Origin of the sequence: Herminiimonas arsenitoxidans (assembly GCF_900130075.1) — a bacterium.
GTDB lineage: Bacteria > Pseudomonadota > Gammaproteobacteria > Burkholderiales > Burkholderiaceae_D > Oxalicibacterium > Oxalicibacterium arsenitoxidans.
In genome coordinates this window covers 262,576-288,605 of the sequence record NZ_LT671418.1, presented here as the reverse complement: position 1 = coordinate 288,605, position 26,030 = coordinate 262,576, and the positions used below count along the sequence as shown (strand labels likewise).

Genomic DNA, 26,030 nt, shown 5'->3' with positions numbered 1-26,030 from the left:
CTTGAAACCGCGACGACCCATGTGCCAAGGCACTCAGGTTAAATTTAGCAAATCAGCTTGTCAAGCCAACCTGCTCTCTGAAAAACACCGTTGAAAACGCATCATTTTACGGATTTCAATTCCGCCAAATTGTTCCGCTTTCACGGTTAAAGCCATTACATTTATTTACTGTCTGCAAACAATCACGCCGTCTGCGCTTCCGATGCAAAACTGGCTGCCGATTCCATATCAACTGCCACAATCCGCGACACACCCTGTTCCTGCATCGTGACACCAATCAATTGCTGTGCCATTTCCATCGCAATCTTGTTATGCGAAATGAACAGGAACTGGGTATGCGCCGACATGCGTTTCACCATATTGCAGAAACGTTCGGTATTGGCATCATCCAGTGGTGCATCGACCTCATCCAGCAGACAGAACGGTGCAGGATTCAACTGGAACATCGAGAACACCAATGCCGTTGCCGTCAGCGCTTTTTCACCGCCAGACAGCAAATGAATCGTTGCATTTTTCTTGCCTGGAGGTTGCGCCATTACTTGCACGCCCGAGTCCAGAATTTCTTCGCCGGTCATCGTCAGTTTTGCCTGACCACCGCCAAACAGAATCGGGAACAATTCGCCGAAGTGATGATTGACCTTGTCGAAGGTGTCTTGCAACAGATCGCGCGTTTCCTTGTCGATCTTGCTGATGGCATCCTGCAAAGTGTTGATCGCTTCGGTCAGATCAGCATTTTGTGCATCAAGGAAGTTTTTACGTTCCGATGCCGTCGCCAATTCATCCAGCGCTGCCAGATTGACAGCACCCAATGCAGCAATCGCATTCGTCAAACGTGTGACCTCACCTTGCAAATAAGAAGGACGCAGATCGCCATTGAGCTTCTCTGCCAGCGCAACTTCGTCAGCTTGCGCTTCTATCAGTTGTTGCGCGTATTGTTCTTGATTCATACGCGCAGCTTGTTCTTTCAATTGCAATTCGGTAATGCGATCGCGTTGCGGTTGCAGGCTGCGTTCTGCTTGCATGCGTGCTTCATCATGACCACGCAATTGCTGTGTCAGTTGATCCAGTTCGTGACGTGCATCAGCCAATGCGCGTTCCTGATCTGTGCGCGTATCGAGCAAAGTTTGCAGGCCTGCTTGCGCAGCTTGATCGTCCAGACTTTCCAGCTCCAGACTGCCTTGCTGCATATTCGCGAACAATTGTGCGGCTTGCTCCAGTGCGGTGGCGATACTGCGCTTCAACTCTTCGATCTTGTTACGCTGCGACTTCTCGGCAAATGCAGTTTCCTGCGCGGCACGCTCCAGTTCACGTACGCGTTGACGTGCATCGTTGAGTTGCTGCTCTTTGCTCAGATAATCGGTCTGACCTTCTTCATGCGTCTCTTGCAACTCACCCAACTCGGCATCGAGTTGTTCGAACTTCGCTTCCGATTCCGCTTTGACTTGCTGCTGCTCGGCTTCCTGCATCGCGATCTCTTCCAGATCGGTGGCGATCTGTGTGCTGCGTTGATTGAAGCGTTCCTGTACTTCAGACAACTTCATCACATCGATCTGCAAACCATGCACTGCCTGCGTCAATGAATTCACACGCTGGCGGATTTCCTGTAAGCGTTGTGTCGCTTGCGTCAATGCAGATTCAGAACGTACCGAACGCGACTTCGCTTCGTCGGCCAGCATGTGCTGCGCACGCAATTGCTTGGTGATGTTTTCGATTTCCTGCTGGCGCGCCAGCATGCCATCTTGCTCGGAATCGGATGCATAAAAACGCACACTCGATTTGCTGATGACATGGCCTTGGCGTGTCACGAAATAAGCGCCTGTCGGCAGCTTGTTACGATCAACAAATGCGGCTGCGGTGTCCTCCGCGATATACACGTTGTGCAACCAATCCTGCATCAATGCACGCAGACCGGGATCGTTCAGTTGCAATAGATTCAGGAATGGCTTCAAGCCGGCTGGTGTTTCGATTACTTCCGACGATGTGCTATTCGGCGTGAACAGAGCCAGCTTGGCTGGTGGTGCATCGTTGAAGAAGGACTTGGCCCAATCAAGATTGGACATTTCCAATGCGGAAGTACGTTCGCGCAATACCGATTCCAGCGCAGTTTCCCAGCCTTGATCGATCTGCAATTTTTGCCACAAGCGAGGCAATTCACCGAGTTCATGTTTTTGCAGCCAAGGCTGTACCTTGCCTTGTGTCTGCACGCTTTCCTGCAATTGCTTCAAGGCAGCGAGACGTGCTTCCAGTTGTGCGTTATTCGCAGTTTCTGTATTGACTTGTTGTTGCGCGGCGCGGCGTTCTTCTTCCAGCTTAGGCAATTGTTCTTGCGCAACATCAAGCTGCTCAGTGGCTTCTTCCAAAGTTGCCTGTTTTTCTTCCAACTGCATTTTCAAGTTGGAGAGATGCGTAGTGTCGGGCAAGTTCAAGCCCTGCTTTTCTTGCGACAAACGCTCGCGACGTACCGTCAGGCCAGACAGAATATTGGATGCATTACGTTGATGCGCGGATTCCAGTTCGATCTGCTGTTGCGCCTGCATGATCTTGCTGCGCGATTCCGTCGTTTTCAATTGTGACTCACGCCATGCTTGTTCCAGCGCAGGCACCCTATCGTTCTCGCGTTGCGCCGCTTCTTGCGATTGCTCGACACGCATCGCCTGCTCTTCCAGATGCATCTCGGCTTCAACCAGATCGTCCTGGAATTGCGTGCCTTGACGTTGCCATTGATCGCGTTGTGCGGTCAGCGAATTCAATTGCGATTGCAAACGCGTACGTGATTCGATAACGAATTTGATCTGCGCTTCCAGGCTACCAATTTCGGAATTGGTTTTGTACAGATGACCTTGCGCTTGATGCATGCGATCGCCGGCGGCGTAATGCGATTGACGCATGTGCTCCAGCTCGGTTTCTACATGGCGCAACTTCGCTGTTTGTTCTTCCAGATCGACTTGTGCTTTTTCGATATCCCGGAAAAATTTATCCTGCTCGGCTTTCGCTTCGTTCTTGCGCAATAGCCACAGCAATTTTTGCTTCTCGTCCTGATCGGCTTGCAGTTCGTGGAATTTTTGCGCGACGGCAGCCTGGCTTTGCAGCTTTTCCAGATTGGCGTTCAGTTCACGCAAGATATCTTCGACGCGCAACAAATTCTCGCGTGTGTCTTGCAGGCGATTCTCGGTTTCACGACGACGTTCCTTGTACTTCGAAACACCTGCAGCTTCTTCCAGGAAAATCCGCAGTTCTTCCGGACGCGCTTCGATGATGCGCGAAATCATGCCCTGTCCGATGATCGCGTAAGCGCGTGGACCGAGACCAGTACCAAGGAAGATATCTTGAATATCGCGGCGGCGTACCGCCTGATTATTGATGTAGTAAGTCGAGGTACCGTCGCGCGTCAGTGTGCGCTTGACTGCGATTTCCGCGTATTGGCTCCATTGACCGGCAGCTTTGCCCTCGCCGTTATCAAACACCAGTTCGACCGATGATCGACCAGCCGGTTTGCGGTGCGTCGTGCCGTTAAAAATAACGTCTTGCATCGATTCGCCGCGCAACTCGGAAGCCTTGGATTCACCCAAAACCCAGCGCACAGCATCAATGATGTTGGATTTACCGCAACCGTTAGGCCCTACGACACCAACCAATTGACCCGGCACTTGAAAATTCGTCGGATCAACGAAAGACTTGAATCCAGATAATTTAATGGAAGTTAAACGCACGTTATCGACCGTTCCTAGAATATGCAGCTCAAATTAAGTATCCAGCCAAGTTGGCGGACGCGGCAAAAGAGGCCGTAAAAGGGGCTAATCATAGCATTTGGAACAACGATTCCAAGCATTTGAAGTAACACTTTCCACATGCAGCGGTTCTGTCGCCATGGGCGGTATAATGTTGCCACTTTGAACCTCGTGCGAATTAACACTTTCCACACATTTTTAGCTCTCCGCCGTGAATCCACTTCTGAATCAGCTACAACCATACCCATTCGAAAAACTGAAGCAATTGTTCGCGAGTGTCACGCCGAACGCTGCTTATCGCCCCATCAGTCTGGGTATCGGCGAACCCAAGCATCCAACGCCGGCTTTCATACAGAAAGCACTGGCAGATAATTTGGATGGCTTGGCAGTTTATCCGACCACCGCTGGCACAGAAGCCTTGCGCGCTACTATCGCTGGCTGGCTCGAGCGCCGCTACAACTTGCCTAAGCTGAATCCAGCCACGCAAGTGCTGCCGGTCAACGGTTCACGCGAAGCCTTGTTTGCCTTGGCGCAAACCGTGATCGATCCAAGCAAGCAAGCATTGGTCATTTGCCCTAATCCGCTGTATCAGATTTACGAAGGCGCGGCTTATCTTGCTGGCGCGGAACCGTATTTCGTCAACTGCGATCCTGCACGCAATTTTGCGCCCGACTTTGCCAGCGTCACACCAGATGTCTGGTCGCGCGTACAACTGGTCTATATCTGCTCGCCGGGCAATCCTGCCGGTGCGGTCCTGACGCTGGAAGACTGGGCTGAATTGTTCGAATTGTCGGATCGCTACGGTTTTGTGATCGCCGCGGATGAATGCTATTCCGAGATTTACTTCAAGACAGAAGCACCGCTGGGTGGATTGGAAGCGGCACACAAGCTGGGACGCACGGGTTATCCACGCCTGATCGGCTTCTCCAGCTTGTCCAAGCGCTCGAACGTGCCGGGCATGCGCTCAGGCTTCGTCGCTGGCGATGCAGAAATTCTGAAGCAATTTCTGCTGTACCGTACCTATCACGGCAGCGCAATGAGCCCATCCGTACAAAGCGCATCCATTGCCGCATGGAACGACGAGCAGCACGTCATTGAAAATCGCGAAAAATACGTCACAAAATTCAAACAAGTTACACCATTACTGCAAGAAGTGATGGATGTCGCCCTGCCGGACGCCGGTTTCTACCTGTGGGCTAAGGTTGACAAACTCGTGGACATCAGCGACGTTGAATTCGCGAAGCGCCTCTATGCCGAATATAATGTCACGGTATTGCCGGGCAGTTATCTGGGCCGCGAAGCGCATGGCATCAATCCGGGACAGAATCGCATCCGCATGGCGCTGGTCGCCGAAGTGGATGAATGCCTGGAAGCAGCACAACGCATCGTCGAATTCGCGAAAAAATTATCCAGTCCTTCCGCGTAATTTTCTTAGTAATCATTTCTTTCAACTGACAAGACCATCACATGACTCAACAACTCGAACAGATCATCGACCAAGCGTGGGAAAACCGTACCGATTTCTCCCCTAAAAATGCACCTGCAGACGTACGCAATGCAGTCGCTCAAGTCATCGCTCAATTGAACGAAGGCACACTGCGCGTCGCGCAAAAAGACAGCGGCGCATGGGTCGTCAATCAATGGGTCAAGAAAGCCGTTTTGCTGTCCTTCCGTCTGGAAGACAACATCACCATGCCATCTGGCGATCACATGCAGTTCTACGACAAGGTTCCAACCAAGTTCGCGAACTACACAGCTGAAGATTTCGCTAAAGGCGGCTTCCGCGTGGTGCCACCAGCAGTTGCACGTCACGGTAGCTTCATCGGCAAAAACGTCGTCATGATGCCTTCCTTCGTCAACATCGGTGCTTACGTCGATGAAGGCTCGATGGTTGATGCATGGGCGACTGTCGGTTCCTGCGCACAAATCGGCAAGAACGTTCACTTGTCCGGCGGCGTTGGTATCGGCGGCGTGTTGGAACCTATGCAAGCCAACCCAACCATCATCGAAGACAACTGCTTCATCGGTGCTCGTTCGGAAATCGTTGAAGGCGTGATCGTTGAAGAAAACTCGGTCATCTCGATGGGCGTGTATATCGGCCAATCGACCAAGATTTACGATCGTGCAACCGGCGAAGTCACATACGGCCGTATCCCTGCAGGTTCCGTCGTGGTATCGGGCAACTTGCCGTCCGCTGATGGCAAGTACAGCTTGTACTGTGCAGTGATCGTCAAACGCGTCGATGCAAAAACACGTGCAAAAACCGGCATCAATGAATTGCTGCGCGACTAAATCGAGATCGCCACAACACGCGTTTTCATTTATCTGACCTGGGACAGCTATGGCAATGGATCGGTTATTTCTTCTGATGAAGGAAAAAGCAGCATCTGACTTGTTTATCGCAGTCAACTCGCCGATCCATATCAAGATCAACGGCAATCTGGTACCCGTCAATCAGCAAAAGCTGGACCAGAATGCCGTCATGTCCTTGTTGGCCGAAGTTGTCCCTGCTGCCAAGCTGGAAGAACTGGAACGCGAGAATGAACTGAACATCGGCATCCCTGTCGCCGGTGTCGGCAGCTTCCGTTTATCAGCGTTCCGCCAGCGCGGCAGCATCTCTGCCGTGTTGCGCTATGTTCCTGGCGAAATTCCGGCATTGAACAGTTTGGCACTGCCGCCGATTTTGGCAGACATGATTATGGAAAAGCGTGGCTTGCTGTTGGTAGTCGGCTCTACCGGTTCCGGTAAGTCGACCACGATTGCAGCGATGCTCGATCATCGCAATGCGCTGAGTACCGGTCATATTCTGACCTTGGAAGATCCGATCGAATTTTTGTTCAAAAACAAAAAATCCATCGTCAACCAGCGTGAGATAGGCAGCGATGCTGCAGACCTGTCCATCGCGTTGAGGAACGCATTACGTCAGGCACCCGATTGTATTTTGATCGGCGAGATACGCGACAAGGAAACCATGTCGGCAGCGCTCGCTTACGCGCAATCCGGCCATTTGGTAGTTGCAACACTGCATGCGAACAATAGCTATCAAGCATTGACCCGCATCATTAATTTTTATCCGATAGAACATCGGCAATCATTACTGGCCGATTTGTCGTCAACCTTACGCGCAGTCATTTCGCAGCGTTTGATCGGTGCAATTGATGGCAAGCGTCGTGCTGCAGTAGAAATCATGATGAACACGCGCCACATTGCCGAGCTGATCGAGCAAGGCGAGATTACGCAAATCAAGGAAGCGATAGAAAAGAGTTTGTCACCAGGCTCGCAAACTTTCGAGCAGGCATTGATGCAGCTAATCAAGGATGACATCGTTACGCAAGACGAAGCCTTGGCCCACGCAGACTCTGCCAGTAATTTATTCTGGTTGTTAAACAACTCGGCACAGAAAGTCGAGATCGATGAACCAGAAGAAGAACAAGGCGCAAGCTTTACCGAATTCACGTTGAAGATGTAACCATGACGATTACCCTATACGGCATACCGAACTGCGACACAGTCAAAAAGGCCCGCACCTGGCTCACCAACAATGGCACCGATTTCGTCTTCCATGATTTCAAAAAAGACGGTATCAACGCCGACCTGATCAAAACCTGGTTACGCGACGTTCCTTGGGATGTGCTGGTCAATCGCAAAGGCACCACCTGGCGCAAGTTGCCGGATGAGCGCAAGGCAGAGATTACCGATGACGCCAGCGCGACTGCATTGATGCTGGAGTCGCCATCAGTCATCAAGCGTCCGATTTTATTCAAGGACAAGAAATCCAGCGTCGGTTTTTCCGACGAACTTTATCAACAAATTTTTCAAGACTAATTTATGAGCAAGACGCTCGCACTGACCGAAGAACTGATCGCGCTCTCCTCCGTTACACCGGAAGATAAAGGCTGCCAATCGCGCCTGATCGAATTGCTGGAACCGCTGGGCTTCGTTTGCGAAACCATAGAATCCGATGGCGTCACCAATCTGTGGGCGCGCAAAGGAACGACACAACCGCTGCTGGTGTTTGCCGGCCATACCGACGTCGTGCCTACCGGCCCGCTCGATCAATGGACCTCGCCACCATTCGTGCCTACGCAACGCGAAGGCAAGCTGTACGGTCGCGGTGCAGCCGATATGAAGACATCGATAGCTGCCATGGTTGTTGCAGCGGAAGAATTCGTAGCTGCACATCCAAATCACAAAGGCTCGATCGGCTTCCTGATCACCAGCGATGAAGAAGGTCCAGCTACTGATGGCACCGTGATCGTTTGTAATGCATTGAAAGCACGCGGCGAACAACTCGATTACTGCGTGGTCGGTGAACCAACCTCTTCCGATGTGTTGGGCGACACCATCAAGAACGGTCGCCGCGGCAGCATGTCCGGCAAGCTCACAGTCAAAGGCATACAAGGCCACATCGCATATCCGCAATTGGCACGCAATCCGATTCATCAATGCGCACCTGCACTGGCAGAACTGGTTGCAGAGAAATGGGATGACGGTAACGAATACTATTTACCGACTTCATGGCAAGTATCGAATATGCACGGCGGCGCGGGCGCATCGAACGTCATCCCGGGCAATGTTGTCATCGATTTCAACTTCCGTTTTTGCACAGCCAGCACGGTTGAAGGTTTGCAACAACGTGTGCATGCCATCCTCGACAAGCATGGTCTCGAATACGATTTGAAATGGTCGATCAGTGGTTATCCATTCCTGACGCCTAAAGGCAGCTTGAGCGATGCGATGAGCGATGCGATCAAATCAGAGACTGGTGTGACTACGGAATTATCTACTACCGGCGGCACGTCCGATGGTCGCTTCATCGCACAAATTTGCCCGCAAGTCGTCGAATTTGGCCCTCCAAACGGCAGCATTCATAAAATTGATGAACACATCGAAGTACGCTTCATCGATCCACTGAAAAACATCTATCGCCATACGATGGAAAATCTGCTGCTGTAAAGCGGCTATATGACTGAACAAGCGATTTCCCACATTCGGCAAATCGCTTGAATACCGTCCTGACCGCATAGTTATCGCATCAGGCATCATCCTTTTACTTTGTTGCACAGAACCATGCCTATCAAGCCTAACGATCTCTCTACCATTCGCGACCTGCTGCGCTACGCAGTCACCCGCTTCAATACCGCGAAGCTGTTCTTCGGCCATGGCAGCACCAATGCACTGGATGAAGCCGCTTACCTGATCCTGCACACGCTGAAGTTGCCACTCGACAAACTCGATCCATTCTTCGATGCACATTTGTTGCAGGAAGAAGTTGATGCCGTCTTGCGCGTGATCGAACAACGTGCTGATGAACGTTTGCCTGCAGCCTACATCACCAATGAAGGTTGGCTCGGTGGTTACCGTTTCTTCGTGGATGAGCGCGTGATCGTGCCACGTTCATTCATCGCTGAATTGATTCCCGAACAATTTTCTCCATGGGTCAGCAATCCAGACAAGGTCACCAACATTCTTGAACTGTGCACCGGCTCGGGCTGCCTGCCTATCATGTTGGCTGATGCCTTCCCGAATGCGCAAGTCGATGCCGTTGACATCTCCACCGATGCGCTGGCCGTTGCGCAGCGCAATGTGGATGAATACGAATTGCAGGATCGCATCAAATTGATCGAATCTGATCTGTACACCAATGTGCCGGAATACAAATACGATCTGATCATTACCAATCCGCCTTACGTCAATTCAGGTTCCATGGGCAAACTGCCACCGGAATATTTGCGTGAACCGCAAATCGCTCTGGCTGGTGGTGACGACGGCATGGATTTGGTACGCAAGATAGTCGCAGGTGCAGGCAAACGTCTGGCACCAAATGGTTTGCTGATGGTCGAAATCGGTAATGAACGTGCCTTCGCAGAAGCCGCATTCCCGGAACTGAATTTGACCTGGTTGACCACCAGTGCCGGTGACGACATGGTATTCCTCGTTACTGCAGATCAATTGCAGTAAGGCTTGGAACGATGGCATCGATATGGTGCCTTGATCGTTTTCGATAGTAGCCCAGTATGTTTGGATCGACCGTATGCAATTCTTGTCGATCCCTCGCCGCTCCTGCGCATGCAATTGAAATGCCGTGGGTTGCGATTTCGGTTAGCCGTATCATTTTTCGCTAACCATTTTTTAAATCATTCACTAAAGAAGCAAAGCCGATCGCGTCTAGCGCTGTCGGCTTACAAACCACATGATCCGTTTTCAACAAGTTTCTCTCATGCGTGGCATCAAGCCACTTCTCGACAAAGTCGACGTTACGCTCAATCCGGGCGACAAAATCGGCTTGATCGGTGCCAACGGCGCGGGTAAATCCAGTCTGTTCGGCTTGCTGCGCGGTGAGTTGCATGCTGATTTAGGCACAATCGACTTCCCATCTAAATGGCGCGTCGCTTATGTAGCGCAGGAGACACCGCCACTGGAGCGTTCCGCCATCGATTACGCAATCGACGGCGACGTGACCTTGCGCCGCCTTGAAGAAGAACTCGCCTTCCTCGAAAGCGAACCAGACACGACGGACAATGGTGTATTGATCGGCGAGTTGTACAGCGCATTGGCCGATGCCGATGCCTACACTGTACGTTCGCGCGGCGAACAATTGCTGCTCGGTCTGGGCTTCACGATGGCGCAAATGGAACAACCGGTTGCCAGCTTCTCCGGCGGCTGGCGTATGCGTTTGAATCTGGCGCAAGCTTTGATGTGCCCGTCCGATTTGCTGCTGCTCGATGAACCAACCAACCATTTGGATCTGGACGCCATTATCTGGCTGGAAGATTGGCTCAAACGCTACCCAGGCACATTGCTCGTCATCTCGCATGATCGCGACTTCCTCGACGGCGTCGTCAACGTTATCGTGCATATCGACGAACGCAAGCTGAAACGCTACTCAGGAAATTACTCCGGCTTTGAACGTCAACGTGCAGCGCAAATGATCCTGGCGCAAAGCGCACTGGAAAAACAAACCCGTCAACGCGCCCATCTGGAATCCTTCATCAACCGCTTCAAGGCGCAAGCCAGTAAAGCGCGTCAGGCACAAAGCCGAATGAAGGCCTTGTCGAAGATGGAAGAACTCGCACCTTTGCGTGCTGCTGCTGAATTTTCATTTGAATTCCGCGAGCCGGCTGCTGCCCCGAATCCATTGTTGGTAATGGAAAACGTCGATGCCGGTTACCGCATCGAAAATGAAGATTATTCGATCACGGAAAAGAAGATTGTTTCCAACATCAACTTCTCCTTGCAGATCGGCCAACGCATCGGCCTGCTCGGCGTCAACGGTGCTGGTAAATCGACACTGATCAAAACCATCGCAGCAGAACTGGAGCCGTTGAGCGGCGTATCAGAATTCGGCAAAGGCCTCGCGATCGGTTACTTCGCTCAGCATCAGGTAGAAATGCTGCGCCATGAAGAATCACCACTCTGGCATTTGGCGCACATTGCACCGACCGTACGTGAACAAGAGTTGCGCAATTTCTTAGGCAGCTTCAACTTCAACGGCGCCATGGTCACCAGCAAGATCGCGCCATTCTCCGGTGGTGAAAAAGCACGCCTAGCGCTCGCACTGATCGTCTGGCAGCGCCCTAACCTCTTGCTGCTCGATGAACCGACCAACCATCTGGATCTGGAAACACGCGAAGCGCTGACTATGGCACTGGCGCAATTCGAGGGCACGCTGGTCGTCGTCTCGCATGATAGACATCTGCTGCGCGCTACCACGGATGAGTTCATCATCGTCGCAGATGGCAAGTTACAGCCATTCGACGGCGATCTGGACGATTACAAGGATTGGCTATTCAAAACCAAACTGGCCACCAAGAATGCCGCAGCCGGCAATGCAGCACTGCCAGCCGTCAAGGAAAAATCTGCCAGCGTAGTCGCGCCATCAGCTCCCGCAGCATCGTCAGTGGACAAGCGTGAACAGAAAAAACAGGAAGCGGAAGATCGCCAAAAACTGGCTGCACGCAGAAAACCGATAGAACTGAAGATCAAGAAGCTCGAAGAACAAATCGCCAAGCGCAATGCACAGAAAGCCGTTGTAGAAACAGCACTTGCCGATCCATTGATCTACGATGCCGCCAAGAAGAAAGAATTAAAACAGTTGCTGGCCGACCAAAGTTTTTATACCAAGGAAGTCACGCAACTTGAGGCGGAATGGCTGGAGCAACAGGAAGCGTTGGAACAAGCCAGTAACTGACAAGTAGGATAAACACCCATGAGCAAGCCGAAATCACTCTCCATCATCGGTTGCGGCAAAGTCGGCCAGACGCTGGCGCGCTTGTGGGTGCAGCATCAAATTGTTCAAATTCAAGACATCCTCAACACCTCGATAGAAAGCGGCACGCGCGCTGCCGCTTTTGTCGGCGCAGGTCGTGTTGCGAGTAGCTATGCTGACTTGCAACCAGCAGACATTTTCCTCATCACAGCCCCAGACGATCAGATCACTGCCTGCTGTATGGCTTTAGCAAATAGCGGCCACTTGTCAGCAAGCCACATCGTCTTCCACTGCAGCGGCGCCCTGCCTTCATCCATACTGGACAGCGCTAGCCAACGCGGCGCAACCATCGCCAGTATCCACCCTATACGCAGCTTTGCCATGCCCGAGAAGGTAGTAGCAGACTTTGCAGGGACGTATTGCGGCGTAGAAGGCGACCAGACTGCCCTCGATGTACTGAACCCTCTATTCAACACGATAGGTGCGCAAACAGTTTCTATCCAAGGCGATGCCAAGGTGCTATATCACGCCGCAGCGGTGTTCGCCTCCAACTACCTGGTAACGCTGCTGGATACAGCCGTACAAGCCTATGGCAAGGCCGGCATACCGCAAGACGTCGCATTAAAGATGATGGCGTCGCTGGTAAGAGAAACAACTGAGAATGTTTTGCAGATAGGTCCAGAACAAGCGTTGACCGGACCAATTGCACGCAACGACACTGCCACCGTCATCAAGCAATACCGTAGTGTCAATGCGTGGGACAAACGCTATGGAAGACTCTACAAGCAATTGGGAAAGTTGACTGCACACCTGGCACGGCGACAAAAGAAGAAGTAATAACTATCGGCAAACCGATGCAATCAAGTACCGATCAAACCTGCAGCGATATTGATCGATAAGCCGATGATCGCAGCATTGAACAAAAAGCTCAGCACTGATTGCGCCAGCACTGCCTTACGCATACCAGCTGACATGACCGATACGTCGGAAGTCTGTGCCGCCACAGCTATCGTGAAAGAAAAATAAAGGAAGTCCCAATAATCCGGATTGCTCTCCGCATCAGGAAAACGCAGCGCCCTTCGATCTGCAGGCGATTGGTAATACAAGCGTGCGTAATGAAAGGTATAAATCGCACCCAGCAGCAACCATGAACCAAGCACCGTAGTACCGGTAAACACGTAATGGGAAAACTTCAATGCGCCGGACAAGCCTTTAGCCGATGTCAGTTCAAGAATAATCGCAACCAAGCTCAAGGTCGCCACGATAGACAAAATCCCCACCACTGTCACCGCACCCGCATCCTCACGCCCCGCAATCGCCTTGACATGTGCGCGACTGGATGTCGCTATCAACCATCCCATTTGCAGTAGATTTGCCCATACTGCGACATTCCACCCTACCAAAGCTCTCGTCACCAACTGCCAGGAATCCGGCGCAGCGATTCCGACGATGAGGCCGATTAAAACTATCGATGTCAGGCGCAGGTGGGAGCGAGTGAGACGGGAAATTTTCGTCATGAGCAATCAGAGAAAATCATAAAATGCGGTAATTTGACAATGGATGAGAAAAATCCATTTCGAACTCAACGCTTTCGCACAGAAAGCACGTCGCGCTCAATTGCTTCGCGGAAAAGTTAACGACATTGTCGAAACGGAGGACCATTAATTGAAGCAGCCATGGTAGTTACCTTACCACTTTCATCCGAAATCAGTTTCCGCACCTTTACTCCCTGACAGGCTCCGCGATGAAATGACATAAAAGTGTCGTAATCCTGCCCAGCTCTAGGGGTAAAGCTTGTATAAATCGGCCCGCAACTTTCCCATGTCCCGCTTGCATTCTGCGCTTGCCAGCGCATCATTACTGTAAAAGGTTTATTGGCTGGAATTGCATACTCATGATAAGAAAGCGGCATATCGTCGGTAGCAGGCATCCCTATTTTCTTATTACGCTCGAAATAGGAAAATCCACCAGCAGCCGCATGAATAAAGGAATGGCTTTTACCATCACAGACATCACCCAAATAAAGATAAGCCGCCGTTCCGTGAAACACCCGAATACGCGCCTGAGTAGCAGGATCATATGTAACTGGCACCTCAGGTACGGTTGCGCACCCTTGCAATATCATTACGAACAAGAATGAAACAGATATCTGACTCGGTCCGATAAGTGATTGCAAAAAGCATCTGCTTAAATGCTTCATACCGACAGATATCATTTAACGATTCGGAACTGCCAAGAATGAAATTCTCGCCGCATCTGCTGCAGCCCGCAGTCCTGGTTCAAATTGCGCATCGCCAGCAAAACATAAAGGCTCTTTAGAACGCACTGTCGCCTGAGGTAATTTACCCAGTGCGGTTTCTACAGTTGCAGCAGTCACTTCATCGTTATCACCGACAACAACAACTGCATGCCTTGCAGAGAGTGATAGAACACTAACTAGAGAGTCAACAGCATTGGAACCAGTTGCTTTTACTGTAGCAACAATCATTTTATTGCTAATAAAGCTCCCTGTTGCTGGAACTTCAACAATCAATAAATTCGAATGTTTAATCGCCGTCATACAAACTTCAACGTCCGTCTTTCCCCCGGATGATCTATTAGTTCCAGTATTGGTGCTGGCACAACCTGCCAATAAAGAAATAGCGATAAGAGGAGTGATGAATTTATTCATAATAATTTTATTTTTTGAATGAAAATTTTGTACATATAGGGAATACAACTTTAAAAATTACGAACTGGCATTTTTAATTTGTAATGTCTGCGACATTACTAAGAATGCGGATTCCAAAACGCTTTCAATCACCAACGAAGACTGCTTACCTTGCCAAAAGCGATAAGATCTCTAACAAAATATTGTGCTCTTTCGAGCACAGACATAGATTCATTTTTGTGAATTCATTAGTATCTGACATGAGGGGAGATATTGAAGAAATGAGAAACGGCACCGACCACCGTTTTTACTTTCAATAAATCCTTTAGGTTTATCTTCGTAAGTAAAACCGTTTTCCAGCATGCACTCCTCTGCACGAAAAACAATCGCATCCAACTCTTTATCTAAAGTCTGAATATCAACTCCTAGCCTCTCTTTTGCCAAGTCATCAAGTTTCTTGTACTTACAAACCTGCCAAAGAAATTGAGCAACATCGTTCCTTTTATAACCGGGCTTATTCCAAAAATTCTCTTCAAATGCTGAAGGTAAATCCATGTAAGTTACAGCACATGAAGTCATACACATCAGCACAAAAACAAAGCATGAATATCGCTTCATGGAAATATCCTTGCCGGCAAAGATAGGCTTTTAATATCCCTTACTTACAAACGGTCTCTTGTTTCAATTATCAAAATCGGGAACAGGAATAGATTCACTATCCTGAACAGCGCCCCTTAATTGATTTTCACCAGTCAGTTTTTGGCAGCAAACATCCGTCGAGATACCGGATCGGCTACGGCTACCAAACCTTGTCGAAGCCCCTCATGAGCAGCGACATGCTGTTCGAGCAACGTGCCATACATCAAGTAATTCGGCTCACTGATATCCGCTTTATAAGTATCGAAGTACACATTGCGACGCTCTGCATTTTTCAGGGACTGCTCTATGACGATAGTCGGCCGATAACTTGACAGGGCATCGACAGCGCCGTAGCCGGTCGTGATCCGAACCAGCAATGCTGTATAACCAGGCGTGACCTCTACTTCAGGGAAGGCAATAGCTAACGCACCCTTGGACCGTTGGATGGGTGTGATCTTGACTTCCCGTCCTGTAGCCTGGATATGGGTGGCCAGATTCTCAGCAAACTGCTGGTTAAGCGTTCTAGGAGATGTGCCCCCCTTCACCGCCGCCGCAAACTCCTTGCTACGCGCCTCCGCACGTTCAGCCACCGAAAGTTTGCTCGCAGCATCCGCCCCGATTGCCATCAATTGTCCGATAGGGCCAAACAAACCGCCCATACCAGCCATGCCGGAACCACCAGCGTCAATCACGACCAGTTCATCGTCACCGTTGTAAAAAATTTCCACCTTGGATACAGCTGCAATCGCGTCTTTACGTGCTTGCAAAGCAGCAGAGTTATCGGGCGCTGTGGCGCATCCAGCAAGAACAGAGACAACAGTTAGTAGTACGAATAAATTTTTCATGGTTTATTTTTTTAAAAATTAATAAAGAGGTATTTCGATTACCGCACTTAACTTGATTTCCGGCGATTACCGAACTGCGGCATGATTATTTAAGGAAACTAAACGTGCTGGTAAACTTTGCGCAAATAACGCAGCACAACTACAAAGAACGCTGCTCTTTAGTTACGCAAAATTTGCCATAGGGGGTTCGATCCGTTATGGATTTTCCATTCGGATTAGCGTTTCTAATTTCGGAACTTCTTTTTTTGATCGCAGCAGAGTCTGCTTTCCGACCTACGTTGAACAATGCTATGGAATATTCATCCAGTATGTCTGCATATCCAGTAGGAGCTTTTTCGGAAAATTTTGCCTGATCAAGCTCTTGTATAGATTGTTCAAAGTAAGCAATTGAACTTTGAAATTTCTGTTGATCGAAGGTGAGCCGAGCTAGCTCTGTCAATGACAGGTAAAGAGGATTTCCTGCTTCTTTATCCAATTTGTAGGCCAGATTCAGTTCTGATTCGGCCAGGTCATAGAAACAATTCACGCCAAGCGAGCGTCCATATTCATAGGTTAAAAGAGCCCGCGTGTTAGGAGATAGCTTGGCATGCTCGGCATTTACAACGGCTCGTGCATACGCCCTGCGGGCAGTATCCCAATCACCCTTCGCCTGCGCTTGCATAGCAATCAATGTGTAGTTTTGAGAAGTTCTTTTTTGAATCTCGGAGGCACATCCTGATAAAGCAAATGACAGAACTAAAAAGCAAAAAAACCTCATGAATTTCCTTTGAAAAATCTATCAACAATCACTAATTAGGGAATCGCCTCACTTTGTCATAAAGGAAGATGCCAAATAATTTTGCGTGATTACTGTGGTGTTTATTCAGGCCTGAAAATGAAAGCGAAAGACAACTTGCGTTTACGTTGCGATCATTAACATTGAAGAACATCATAATGTTGCTCAAAGGAAAGAACAATATAGAAAATCACATGTCCACGCATCCCATGTTCATGGGATATTTTGTTAAATTAATTTAACTTAAACAGTAGTGATAAATTTGAAGTGCGTGCTTGCACAGCGCGGCTTTTAAAGGCTTTTGGGAAATACGAATGAAGGAGAAATAGGTAAAGCGAGGAGAATCCCGCAGTTTCAATCGGCTACAACTTCCTTGAGCCAATGGGGATAACAGTAATACATCTTCTGCAAAGAAACATGACTCTCGATTGATGCCTCGCTACACAAGATGCTGAGAATACAAGCGAATCTGATACGAGGACGACGCGTGACCTCGTTTAATTTTAGAAATTAAACGAGGCTGATTTTTTAAATATCATCCACGGGAAATTAAAGCGAAGCTGATCCATCCAACCTCAATTGCCTCATGAATAAGCGTCTTTCGGCATTAAAAGCAATGACGGCCATGGCGTCATTGATCTGATTACACAACGAGCATTGCATAAAATTTATGAAGATTAATGGCAAAAAAAGCAGGCGTAATTCTGAAGCAATGTTGCGAAATTAAAATCTCATATTTAAGGAATGAAAGCAAACACAGCTCCCTTTAGTACTCATTCTTTTTAAAGCCTGTTATATGCAAAGCCGCAATCGCATTAGCTCCGTCTTCTCGGCCCTCTCGTCGTATCAACATAGTCAGGACGAACAAACAAAGACGGATGCCATCATGACAGACAGGCTGCAACCTCTAGTGGCCGTTAATTTTTACGCATTGCTGCTAATGCTTTCTCCATAACGCTTACATTCGACGGATCAGCATGCATATTGCGTTCAAAACGCTTCAACCACTTCATATAACCCGTACGATAGAACTCCAAACCCTCTGGTGTAATGTCGCGCAGATAAACACAAAAATTTTCTGGGATATCAGGAGCTGTCTCGCAAAGCATACGTCGTGTAAGGCCGTTGTCTTGGATAAATTTAATAACAACACCCATCTCTCGCCAACATCGGAGGCGCGCAGCCTCAGTAGCCTCCGGTGTTGATTCTCGATAATAGGCATCCGTATTCCACAAAGTCCAATCTGGATACTGCGCAAGAAGCTCGTCGTAATTAAGCAACTTACCAACTCTCGCCATTTATGGCCTCCTCTAAATTAATGGAATATGTGCTTTTTTATCTGTGGAAATGTCTAATGCCAACTAAACAATCACAGAAAATTTGAAGTCTGTGTTTTTACTGCAGCAGCCTTGCAAAGACCATTTTTACAAACAAGGATGGAGGGAATTAGATAAAACGGGGGGAATTTAAAAAACCAAATTTAAAAGGTAACAAACCTAAAAATCAAGGCATAGAACCTAACTGGCAATACTTACTCTTCCGGCGTTACCGGCACTTCAGTCACCACATCCGGCATACCGGAAAGAATCATTAACTGTACCCGACGGTTACGCAAACGACCTTCCGGTGTCTCGTTAGTGTCCACCGGCAGATTTGCACCGTGTCCCATGGCAACCATGCGTTTTTCATCAACACCGCTGTCGATAAAGAGTCGTACTACGCTACTAGCACGCACCGCTGACAATTCCCAGTTGGATGGGAACGTCGAGTTGTTGATAGGTGTGTTATCGGTGTGGCCTTCTACCTGAATATCGTTGTCGACCTTTTTCAATACTTGTGCAACGGCACGCAAGGCGGCATCCGATTGCGCATTCAACTTCGCTTCACCTGGCGCGAATAAAACGCTGGCGTTAATCTCTACGCTGACGCCGCGATTGGTTTGTGTCACACGCACCTTGCCTTGGCTAATCAGTGGTGCCATCGCTTTGAGAATATCGCGCGCAATATTGGTCATACGCGCTTTTTCACGTTTAACGATGGCATCATTGGCGCGCTGTGCTGCCGATGATGGCGCTGGAATCGGTAGAGACATAATCGCCGTATTCGATTCGGCAGGATCTTTTAAAACAGGCGCTTTGGCGGTTACACCACCGAATGCAATGCCGAGGGAATTAGAGAGAATGCGGTACTTGCCTTCGTTGACAGAAGAGATCGCGTACATGACGACAAAGAAGGCGAACAAGAGCGTGATGAAGTCGGCGTAGGACACCAGCCAACGCTCATGGTTTTCATGTTCTTCTTCGTGTTTTCTACGTGCCATGGTTGATCAATCTGCAGATACTGTAAGCAAAACTACCGTTACATCAGATAGATATTCATGCGCTCTTCGATCAAGCGCGGATTGTCACCTGCAGCAATACCGGCAAATGCATCCGCCAGCATTTCGCGTTTAAAAATATCGCGACTGACCAGAGCTTTGAGCTTACTGGAGATAGGCAAGAACACTAGATTAGCAAAACCAACGCCATAAATCGTGGCCACAAATGCGACAGCAATACCGCTACCGAGGCGACTTGGATCGGATAAGTTTTCCATCACGTGTATCAGGCCAAGAACCGCGCCCAAAATCCCGATGGTCGGCGCGTAACCGCCTGCTGCTTCCCATATCTTGATGGCTAGGCGTTGGCGTGTTTCATAAGCGCCGATTTCCATATCCAACACTTCACGTAATTTATTTGGATCAACACCATCCACGATCAAACGCAAACCGTGCGCAATAAATGGATCGTTCACATCCTTGATGACACGTTCCAGACTGAGCAAGCCTTCGCGACGTGCGATCACACTCCAACTAGTGATGTCACTGATCAAGGCTTGATAGTCATCATCCTTCGGGACGAAAACCAAACCCGCCATTTTTACGCCTTGCGCAAAATTGCGCCAGCCGCTTTGCAGAAGAACAGCACCTATGGTGCCGACGATGACAATGATGAACGCGGCTGGTTGCACCAGCGAGCCCAGCCCTCCTCCTTCGAGCATTTGCCCGACAAGGATGCCACCAAGCGCCAGCGCGATACCAATTAAGCTACCCCAGTCCACGCTTTCTCCCTTAAGTTTGCACGCATCCTGGCGATAGCCTGACTATGCAATTGCGATACACGTGATTCGGTCACGCCCATGACGGCGCCGATTTCCTTCAGATTCATTTCCTGCTCGTAGTACAAACCCATGAGGATTTTTTCACGCTCCGGCAGTGCATGAATTGCTTCAATGACCGCGGCACGAAAACCGGTGTTCATCAAATTCTGCAATGGATCGGGCGACTCATCGGTGCAATAACGATCGAGGAAATGCTCGTTGTCTTCGCTATCGTGAAAGTCTTCGTAATACACCAGTTGATGGCCACCACCGTCGCTCAACAAATCCTGATAATCAGCCAGCGACAGCTTGAGCTGTTTGGCGACTTCGCTCTCGTTCGGCGCACGTCCCAGACGCTGCTGCAAGGTGTTCATTGCCACCTCGATCTTGCGCATATTTTGACGCATGCTGCGCGGCATCCAGTCACTGCTGCGCAATTCATCCAGCATCGCGCCGCGTATGCGTTGCACGGCATAGGTTTCGAATTGCGCGCCATGTGTTTCTTCGTAGCGGCTAACAGCATCCAGCAAACCAATCATGCCAGCCTGAATCAAATCATCCACTTCCACACTAGGCGGCAACTTGGCTTTCATCTGATGCGCCAGTTTTTTAACTAGAGGCGCATGTTCTCCTACGAGATGATCTTTGTCTGATTTTCCAGCCGCGGTATACATAGGTGATTCAGGCTCCGAACTTGGCGCCGTGGGCGGATAAGGTAAAACGTTCTGCAAGACGTCTGAAAGCAACCGATGCACCAGCCATCGGGAAGGCATCTATCACCGCACGACCAAGACGCGCCGCGCGTGTCGTTTGTTCATCTTGCGGTACAGAGCCTATCGAATGCAATTCCACTGCCAGATAACGACTGGCCGCTTGTGCCATGTTTTGATAAACAAGCGCGGCTTCCTGCTCGTCTGCCCCTGTCACCAGAACACTGAACGGACGACGGCCTAATTGCGCATTCAATCGTTTGATCAACGCATAGGCGTTCTTGATCGATGCCGCATCGGGCGAAACTTGTACGACGATATCGCCGTTCGCCATCGCAGGGATAGGTAAATTACCATCTTCATCCAGTTCGGCATCAACCATCAGCACGTCTGATTGCGATGCCAAGACGTTGAATGCATTCGACAGACGACGCTGTTGATTCGCATCACGTGTTACTGCATGGAGTGAGCCACGCGTCAGTGACGCCAGACCGAAGCCTTGCGGCATCGCTTGCACGACTTGATTAAGTGCGCGCTCCTGGCGTGCGACGTCAAGCAAGGTTGCCTGTATTTCTGCACCCATGCGATGCGTGATGCCATTTGTGGAAGCGCAGGCGTCCAGCAGCACGACATCGCTGCCGCTTGATGCAAGCGAGGCGCTCAGATTGACCAGCATCGCGCTTTTTTCTGCCGCTGAAGTGGCTGACAAAAAAGTGAAAATGCGCGGCTTTGGCCCGGCGAGCAGTCGCCGCAGACCTTCTGCCTGATCACATTTAAAACTACCCAAGAATCACCTCACGCAAGGTCTTGTCATTCATTGCACGCGCCGTATTTGCCATCACCAAAGGTATCTCCGCATCACTGAACTGGAACGGCGCTGTTTCGCGCTTGAGTTTAAATGCACGCTCAACCAGATATTGTTGGTTAGCGACGTGCAGATCTTCCGGTACGCGTTGACCGTTCGCGACGTAGTATAAGTTCAATTTCTGCCGTATGACTATATCTAGTGCACTACCAATGGTTGCAGCTTCATCCATTTTGGTCAATATGCAACCTGCGAGGCCATTACCCATGTAAGAACGCACTACTTCATTGAGCGTTTCACCGGTTGAAGTCGCATTCAGACACAACAGACGTTTGACCTGACTACCGGCACCGGACAACATCGCGATCTGATCTGCGACCATTTGATCGCGCTGGCTAACGCCAACGGTATCGATCAGGACGGTATGTTTGCCTTTCAACTCATCCAGCGCGATGCGCAGGTCAGCTTCATCCTTGACCGAGTGCACCATGACGCCGAGGATTTTGCCGTAGATACGCAATTGCTCGTAACCGCCGATACGATAGCCGTCGGTCGTGATCAAGGCAAGCTTGCCAGGACCGTGACGCATGACGCAACGTGCAGCTAATTTTGCAGTGGTTGTCGTTTTACCTACACCGGTCGGGCCGACCAATGCGTAGACGCCACCTTTTTCAAGGATCTCGTTTTCGTCACCGATAGTCGCCAGATTGCGAGTCAATATCGATTTGATCCATTCCATGCCACTTTGATTGCTCGAGCCTGCAGGCAAACGCTCAATCAGATAGCGCGCCAAACTTGCGCTGAATCCAGCAGCCAGCATTTCACGCAATACGGTCGATTTAACTGGTTCGCGCTTGTGCTGACCATTCCATGCGATTTCAGTCAATTGCATTTCCAGCATGCCGCGCATCGAACGGATTTCGTTCATCACATCGTTCAGCTCGGAACTGTTGATTTCTGTCGTGTCGGTTTGGCTGGTGACATTGGATGTAATTGCCAAAGTAGGCGTGTGACCTAACTTATGCTGTGGTGCTAATGCGGCAAACGTCGATTCAGAAAGTGCTGCTTTTTCAACAACAGGCTCGGAAAGCGAAGCCATGTCCTCGCCGGCCAGCGCCAGAATTTCGACACCATCATCCACCGCACGATTGGAAAGGATGACCGCATCTGGTCCGAGTGCTTCACGCACCAAACTCCATGCGCCTCGCGACGTGCTTGCTGTAAATTTTCTGACGTTCATACCTGACCTCCAACTAAGCTAGTTACTCTGATTGTTTTTGAATCCGGAACTTCTGCATGCGATAGCACTTTGAGCTGCGGCAAGGCACGACGCAGGAAGCGCGCCAGCAATGCGCGCAATTGCGCTGGCACCAGCAGTACCGGTGTTAATCCTAATGATTCCTGTTGGCGCGTCGCGGCTTCTGCTTGCGCGGCTATCGTGTCAGCCAAGCCCGGCTCAATGCCAGCACCTTCGGATCCGCTTGCTTGCAAGGCTTGCGTCAGCAAACGTTCAAGGCGGTTATCCAATGTCATGACTGACAATTCGTTCGTCGATGGGAACAGTTGCTGCACGATGGCGCGACCCAATGCCACACGTACCAATGCGGTCAATTCATTCACGTCTTGTGTGTAAGGCGCATGCTCGGACAATGTTTCGATAATGGTGTGCATATCGCGGATATGTACACCTTCGATCAACAGGTTTTGCAATACTTTTTGCAGAGTCGAAAGTGGAATCACCTTAGGCACCAAATCTTCTGCCAGCTTCGGCGACTCCTTGGCCAAATGATCGAGTAATTGCTGCACTTCCTGACGACCGAGCAATTCAGCAGCGTGTGTTGTGATCAAGTGATTCAAATGGGTAGCGACCACAGTGCCTGCATCCACCACGGTGTAACCCATGCCTTGCGCTTGTTCGCGCATGTTGGAGTCGATCCAGGTTGCTGGCAAACCAAAAGCGGGGTCGCTGGTTGTTGGTCCAGGCAAAGTGCCACTGACCATGCCCGGATTGATTGCCAGGAACTGGCCGGCCAGTGCTTCGCCACTACCGACTTCCACGCCTTTGAGCGTGATGCGGTAAGCAGATGGCTTCAACTCCAGGTTGTCGCGGATATGTACGGGTGGCGACAGAAAGCCGACTTCCTGTGCAAATTTTTTGCGTATGCCTTTGATCCGACGCAGCAGTTCGCCACTTTGTGATTTATCGACCAACGGAATCAGGCGATAGCCGACTTCCAGTCCCAGCGTATCGACTTGAACGATATCTTGCCAGCTCGCTTCTTCGACTTCCGGCGCAGCTGGTGGTGCAGTCACTTCAGGTTCGACTTGTGGTGCTTTCAATGCACGTTGCGAAATCATGTATGCCGCACCAGCCATGATGCTGGCGAGGAAAAGGAAAGAGACATGTGGCATGCCAGGAATCAAGCCCATGCCACCAATGATCGCAGCGGTGATATACAGTACTTGCGGCTTGGCAAACAACTGCCCGACCAATTGGCCGCCGATGTCCTGTTCACTCGCTACGCGTGAAACGACGATACCTGCAGCCGTAGAAATAATCAGCGAAGGAATCTGTGCAACCAGGCCATCACCAATCGCCAGCAAGGTGTAGTTTTCCAGCGCAGCAGAAAACCCCATATCGTGCTGCACCATACCGACGATCAGACCGCCGACAATATTGATCACCGTGACGATAATGCCGGCGATCGCATCGCCGCGCACGTATTTACTTGCACCGTCCATCGCACCGTAGAACTCAGCTTCTTGCGCAACTTGCGTACGACGCAGACGTGCATCTTGTTCACCGATCAAGCCGGCATTCAAGTCGGCATCAATCGCCATCTGTTTACCCGGCATCGCATCCAATGCGAAACGTGCGCCCACCTCAGCGATACGACCCGCACCTTTAGTCACAACCGTAAAGTTGATGATGGTCAAAATCACGAACACCACGATACCGACAGTGTAGTTACCACCAATCAGAAAATGGCCGAAGGCCTCAATCACTTTACCTGCAGCATCCGGACCGTTATGACCATCCGTCAGCACCACGCGTGTGGATGCGACGTTCAAGGACAGGCGCAACATGGTGCTGACCAAGAGCACCGTCGGGAACACCATGAAATCGAGCGGCTTGACCGTGTACAAGGCGGTCAACAATACGATGATGGACAGCGCAATATTAAAGCTGAAGAAAATATCGAGCACGATGGCCGGCAGCGGCAGCACCATCATCGACAACATCATGATGATGATCAGCGGTGCGGCGATGGCTCTCGAACCTTCGCCGGTCATCCAGGCGGGTAATTTCAGGCTATTCATTGTGGCAGGCCATTCGTATCTGCATCTTCTGCAGCAGGGTTAAGGGGATCCATCTCTGGCGGCACATCGAGATCGTCCGGTTTGACCGGACGTGCACCACCGCTCTTGCTGTATGCGCGCAACTGGAATACATAAGCCAATACTTCGGCTACAGCGATATAGAGTTTTTCAGGGATTTCATCGCCCAATTCGGCATGACGGAACAGCGCACGCGCCAGTGGTGGCGCTTCCAGCAGCACTACATTGTTTTCCATTGCCAGCTCGCGAATTTTGGCGGCGACTTCATCCGCACCTTTGGCGACGACCTTCGGTGCGCGCATGCCGTTTTCTGAGTATTTCAATGCGACCGCATAGTGCGTCGGGTTGGTCACGACGACGTCTGCGGTTGGCACTTCGGACATCATGCGGCGACGTGCCATCTCGCGTTGTTGCTGGCGTATCTTCGCTTTGATCTCCGGATTACCTTCGGACTCCTTGGATTCCTGACGGACGTCCTGGCGCGACATCATCAATTTCTTCGCGTGCTGCCACATTTGATATGGTGCATCGATCATCGCAATGATGACCAAGCCACTCGCGATAAAGATAAAGCTGACGACCAGCAAATGACCCAAATGTTCAGTACCTGATTTCAACGGTTCCACGCTCAGCGCCAGCACCGCATCAAATTCATAACGGATTACCATCCAAGCGATCCAGCCGATCAGGATGGTTTTGGCAATTGCCTTGCCCAGCTCCACCGCTGAGCGGCTGGAAACCATATTGCCCAAACCCTTCATCGGGTTCATACGGCCGAAATTAGGTTGCAAGGCCTGCGCACTGAACAACCAGCCGCCGATCAAGGCTGGTGATGCCAGTGCGACCACGATCAGGATTAATGCCGCAGGTGCAAACGCGATCAGCAAATCGATAATGCTGGCGGCTGCATGCGCCAGCAACAATTCCATATCGAAGGCCATCTCGCGATCGAAAGAAAGGCCAGACGCCAGCGTGGCGTTCAGTTGAGCGATCATGCGGCCGCCGGTGATCCAGAAAGCAGCGCCCGCAGCCAGTAACAGCGTACAGGTCGCCAACTCGCGCGAACGCGGCACATCACCCTGCTCCCGCGCTTGCTCCAGCTTGCGCGGTGACGCGGGTTCAGTCTTTTCGAGATCACTTTCTTCAGCCAAAGCCGACTCCTGAGGTACTCCCGCTGGCATTCAACATGACG

At 50.4% G+C, this 26,030-nt stretch carries 23 protein-coding genes; 8 read left to right on the top strand and 15 right to left on the bottom strand.

The window, feature by feature from the left end; translation table 11 throughout:
- Positions 1-182 precede the first annotated feature (182 nt).
- A complete protein-coding gene (gene smc, locus BQ6873_RS01365) occupies positions 183-3,710 on the bottom strand; it encodes a chromosome segregation protein SMC (RefSeq protein ID WP_076591051.1) in 3,528 nt (1,175 codons plus the stop codon).
- 229 nt (positions 3,711-3,939) lie between these two features.
- Here smc and dapC point away from each other — a divergent pair, with 229 nt between their 5' ends.
- The 8 genes from dapC to BQ6873_RS01325 all read left to right on the top strand — a co-directional run bounded on the left by dapC (position 3,940) and on the right by BQ6873_RS01325 (position 12,774).
- A complete protein-coding gene (gene dapC / locus BQ6873_RS01360; RefSeq protein ID WP_076591050.1) occupies positions 3,940-5,154 on the top strand; it encodes a succinyldiaminopimelate transaminase in 1,215 nt (404 codons plus the stop codon).
- Positions 5,155-5,195: 41 nt separating this feature from the next.
- Positions 5,196-6,020 (top strand): 2,3,4,5-tetrahydropyridine-2,6-dicarboxylate N-succinyltransferase, encoded by an 825-nt coding sequence (gene dapD, locus BQ6873_RS01355; RefSeq protein WP_076591049.1) that lies wholly within the window; start codon positions 5,196-5,198, stop codon positions 6,018-6,020.
- Positions 6,021-6,069: 49 nt separating this feature from the next.
- On the top strand, positions 6,070-7,197 hold the full coding sequence (locus tag BQ6873_RS01350) for a PilT/PilU family type 4a pilus ATPase (protein ID WP_076591048.1): 1,128 nt from the start codon (positions 6,070-6,072) through the stop codon (positions 7,195-7,197).
- 2 nt (positions 7,198-7,199) lie between these two features.
- Entirely contained in the window at positions 7,200-7,553 is a 354-nt protein-coding gene (locus tag BQ6873_RS01345; RefSeq protein ID WP_076591047.1) for an ArsC family reductase, read from the top strand.
- Between the two features lie 3 nt (positions 7,554-7,556).
- Entirely contained in the window at positions 7,557-8,684 is a 1,128-nt protein-coding gene (gene dapE, locus BQ6873_RS01340; protein ID WP_076591046.1) for a succinyl-diaminopimelate desuccinylase, read from the top strand.
- Positions 8,685-8,798: 114 nt separating this feature from the next.
- Positions 8,799-9,689: a 50S ribosomal protein L3 N(5)-glutamine methyltransferase gene (gene prmB, locus BQ6873_RS01335; RefSeq protein WP_173830579.1), complete on the top strand. Its 891-nt coding sequence runs from the start codon at positions 8,799-8,801 to the stop codon at positions 9,687-9,689.
- 259 nt (positions 9,690-9,948) lie between these two features.
- On the top strand, positions 9,949-11,919 hold the full coding sequence (locus BQ6873_RS01330; RefSeq protein WP_076591045.1) for an ATP-binding cassette domain-containing protein: 1,971 nt from the start codon (positions 9,949-9,951) through the stop codon (positions 11,917-11,919).
- An 18-nt stretch (positions 11,920-11,937) separates the two neighbouring features.
- Entirely contained in the window at positions 11,938-12,774 is an 837-nt protein-coding gene (locus tag BQ6873_RS01325) for a Rossmann-like and DUF2520 domain-containing protein (protein ID WP_076591044.1), read from the top strand.
- A gap of 23 nt (positions 12,775-12,797) precedes the next feature.
- Here BQ6873_RS01325 and BQ6873_RS01320 read toward each other — a convergent pair whose 3' ends face one another.
- From BQ6873_RS01320 to flhB, 14 genes are all read right to left on the bottom strand, one after another.
- Entirely contained in the window at positions 12,798-13,454 is a 657-nt protein-coding gene (locus BQ6873_RS01320) for a DUF1345 domain-containing protein (RefSeq protein WP_076591043.1), read from the bottom strand.
- A gap of 116 nt (positions 13,455-13,570) precedes the next feature.
- The gene (locus BQ6873_RS01315) at positions 13,571-14,113 is read right to left on the bottom strand and encodes a hypothetical protein (protein WP_231949185.1); all 543 of its coding nucleotides are present in this window, start codon (positions 14,111-14,113) and stop codon (positions 13,571-13,573) included.
- 39 nt (positions 14,114-14,152) lie between these two features.
- Positions 14,153-14,608 carry a hypothetical protein gene (locus BQ6873_RS01310; protein ID WP_157889090.1) on the bottom strand — a complete coding sequence of 152 codons (456 nt, stop codon included), beginning with the start codon at positions 14,606-14,608 and terminating at the stop codon, positions 14,153-14,155.
- A gap of 210 nt (positions 14,609-14,818) precedes the next feature.
- Complete coding sequence (locus BQ6873_RS01305; RefSeq protein ID WP_231949184.1) at positions 14,819-15,142, bottom strand: hypothetical protein; 324 nt, start codon at positions 15,140-15,142, stop codon at positions 14,819-14,821.
- Between the two features lie 197 nt (positions 15,143-15,339).
- Entirely contained in the window at positions 15,340-16,071 is a 732-nt protein-coding gene (locus BQ6873_RS01300) for a hypothetical protein (RefSeq protein WP_157889089.1), read from the bottom strand.
- A gap of 139 nt (positions 16,072-16,210) precedes the next feature.
- On the bottom strand, positions 16,211-16,828 hold the full coding sequence (locus BQ6873_RS01295; protein ID WP_076591039.1) for a tetratricopeptide repeat protein: 618 nt from the start codon (positions 16,826-16,828) through the stop codon (positions 16,211-16,213).
- A 935-nt stretch (positions 16,829-17,763) separates the two neighbouring features.
- Positions 17,764-18,144: a hypothetical protein gene (locus BQ6873_RS01290; RefSeq protein ID WP_076591038.1), complete on the bottom strand. Its 381-nt coding sequence runs from the start codon at positions 18,142-18,144 to the stop codon at positions 17,764-17,766.
- Between the two features lie 233 nt (positions 18,145-18,377).
- The gene (gene motD, locus BQ6873_RS01285) at positions 18,378-19,166 is read right to left on the bottom strand and encodes a flagellar motor protein MotD (RefSeq protein ID WP_076591037.1); all 789 of its coding nucleotides are present in this window, start codon (positions 19,164-19,166) and stop codon (positions 18,378-18,380) included.
- A gap of 38 nt (positions 19,167-19,204) precedes the next feature.
- Entirely contained in the window at positions 19,205-19,945 is a 741-nt protein-coding gene (locus tag BQ6873_RS01280; RefSeq protein ID WP_076591036.1) for a flagellar motor protein, read from the bottom strand.
- Positions 19,927-20,658: an RNA polymerase sigma factor FliA gene (locus BQ6873_RS01275; protein ID WP_076591035.1), complete on the bottom strand. Its 732-nt coding sequence runs from the start codon at positions 20,656-20,658 to the stop codon at positions 19,927-19,929. Before BQ6873_RS01275 ends, BQ6873_RS01280 begins: the two co-directional genes overlap by 19 nt.
- A 7-nt stretch (positions 20,659-20,665) precedes the next feature.
- Entirely contained in the window at positions 20,666-21,481 is an 816-nt protein-coding gene (locus BQ6873_RS01270) for a MinD/ParA family ATP-binding protein (protein WP_076591034.1), read from the bottom strand.
- Positions 21,474-22,739 carry a flagellar biosynthesis protein FlhF gene (flhF, locus tag BQ6873_RS01265; RefSeq protein ID WP_076591033.1) on the bottom strand — a complete coding sequence of 422 codons (1,266 nt, stop codon included), beginning with the start codon at positions 22,737-22,739 and terminating at the stop codon, positions 21,474-21,476. Before flhF ends, BQ6873_RS01270 begins: the two co-directional genes overlap by 8 nt.
- Positions 22,736-24,820: a flagellar biosynthesis protein FlhA gene (gene flhA / locus BQ6873_RS01260; protein WP_076591032.1), complete on the bottom strand. Its 2,085-nt coding sequence runs from the start codon at positions 24,818-24,820 to the stop codon at positions 22,736-22,738. The genes flhF and flhA overlap by 4 nt, the downstream gene beginning before the upstream one ends.
- Positions 24,817-25,989 (bottom strand): flagellar biosynthesis protein FlhB, encoded by a 1,173-nt coding sequence (flhB, locus tag BQ6873_RS01255; protein WP_076591031.1) that lies wholly within the window; start codon positions 25,987-25,989, stop codon positions 24,817-24,819. Before flhB ends, flhA begins: the two co-directional genes overlap by 4 nt.
- Positions 25,990-26,030: the final 41 nt, after the last annotated feature.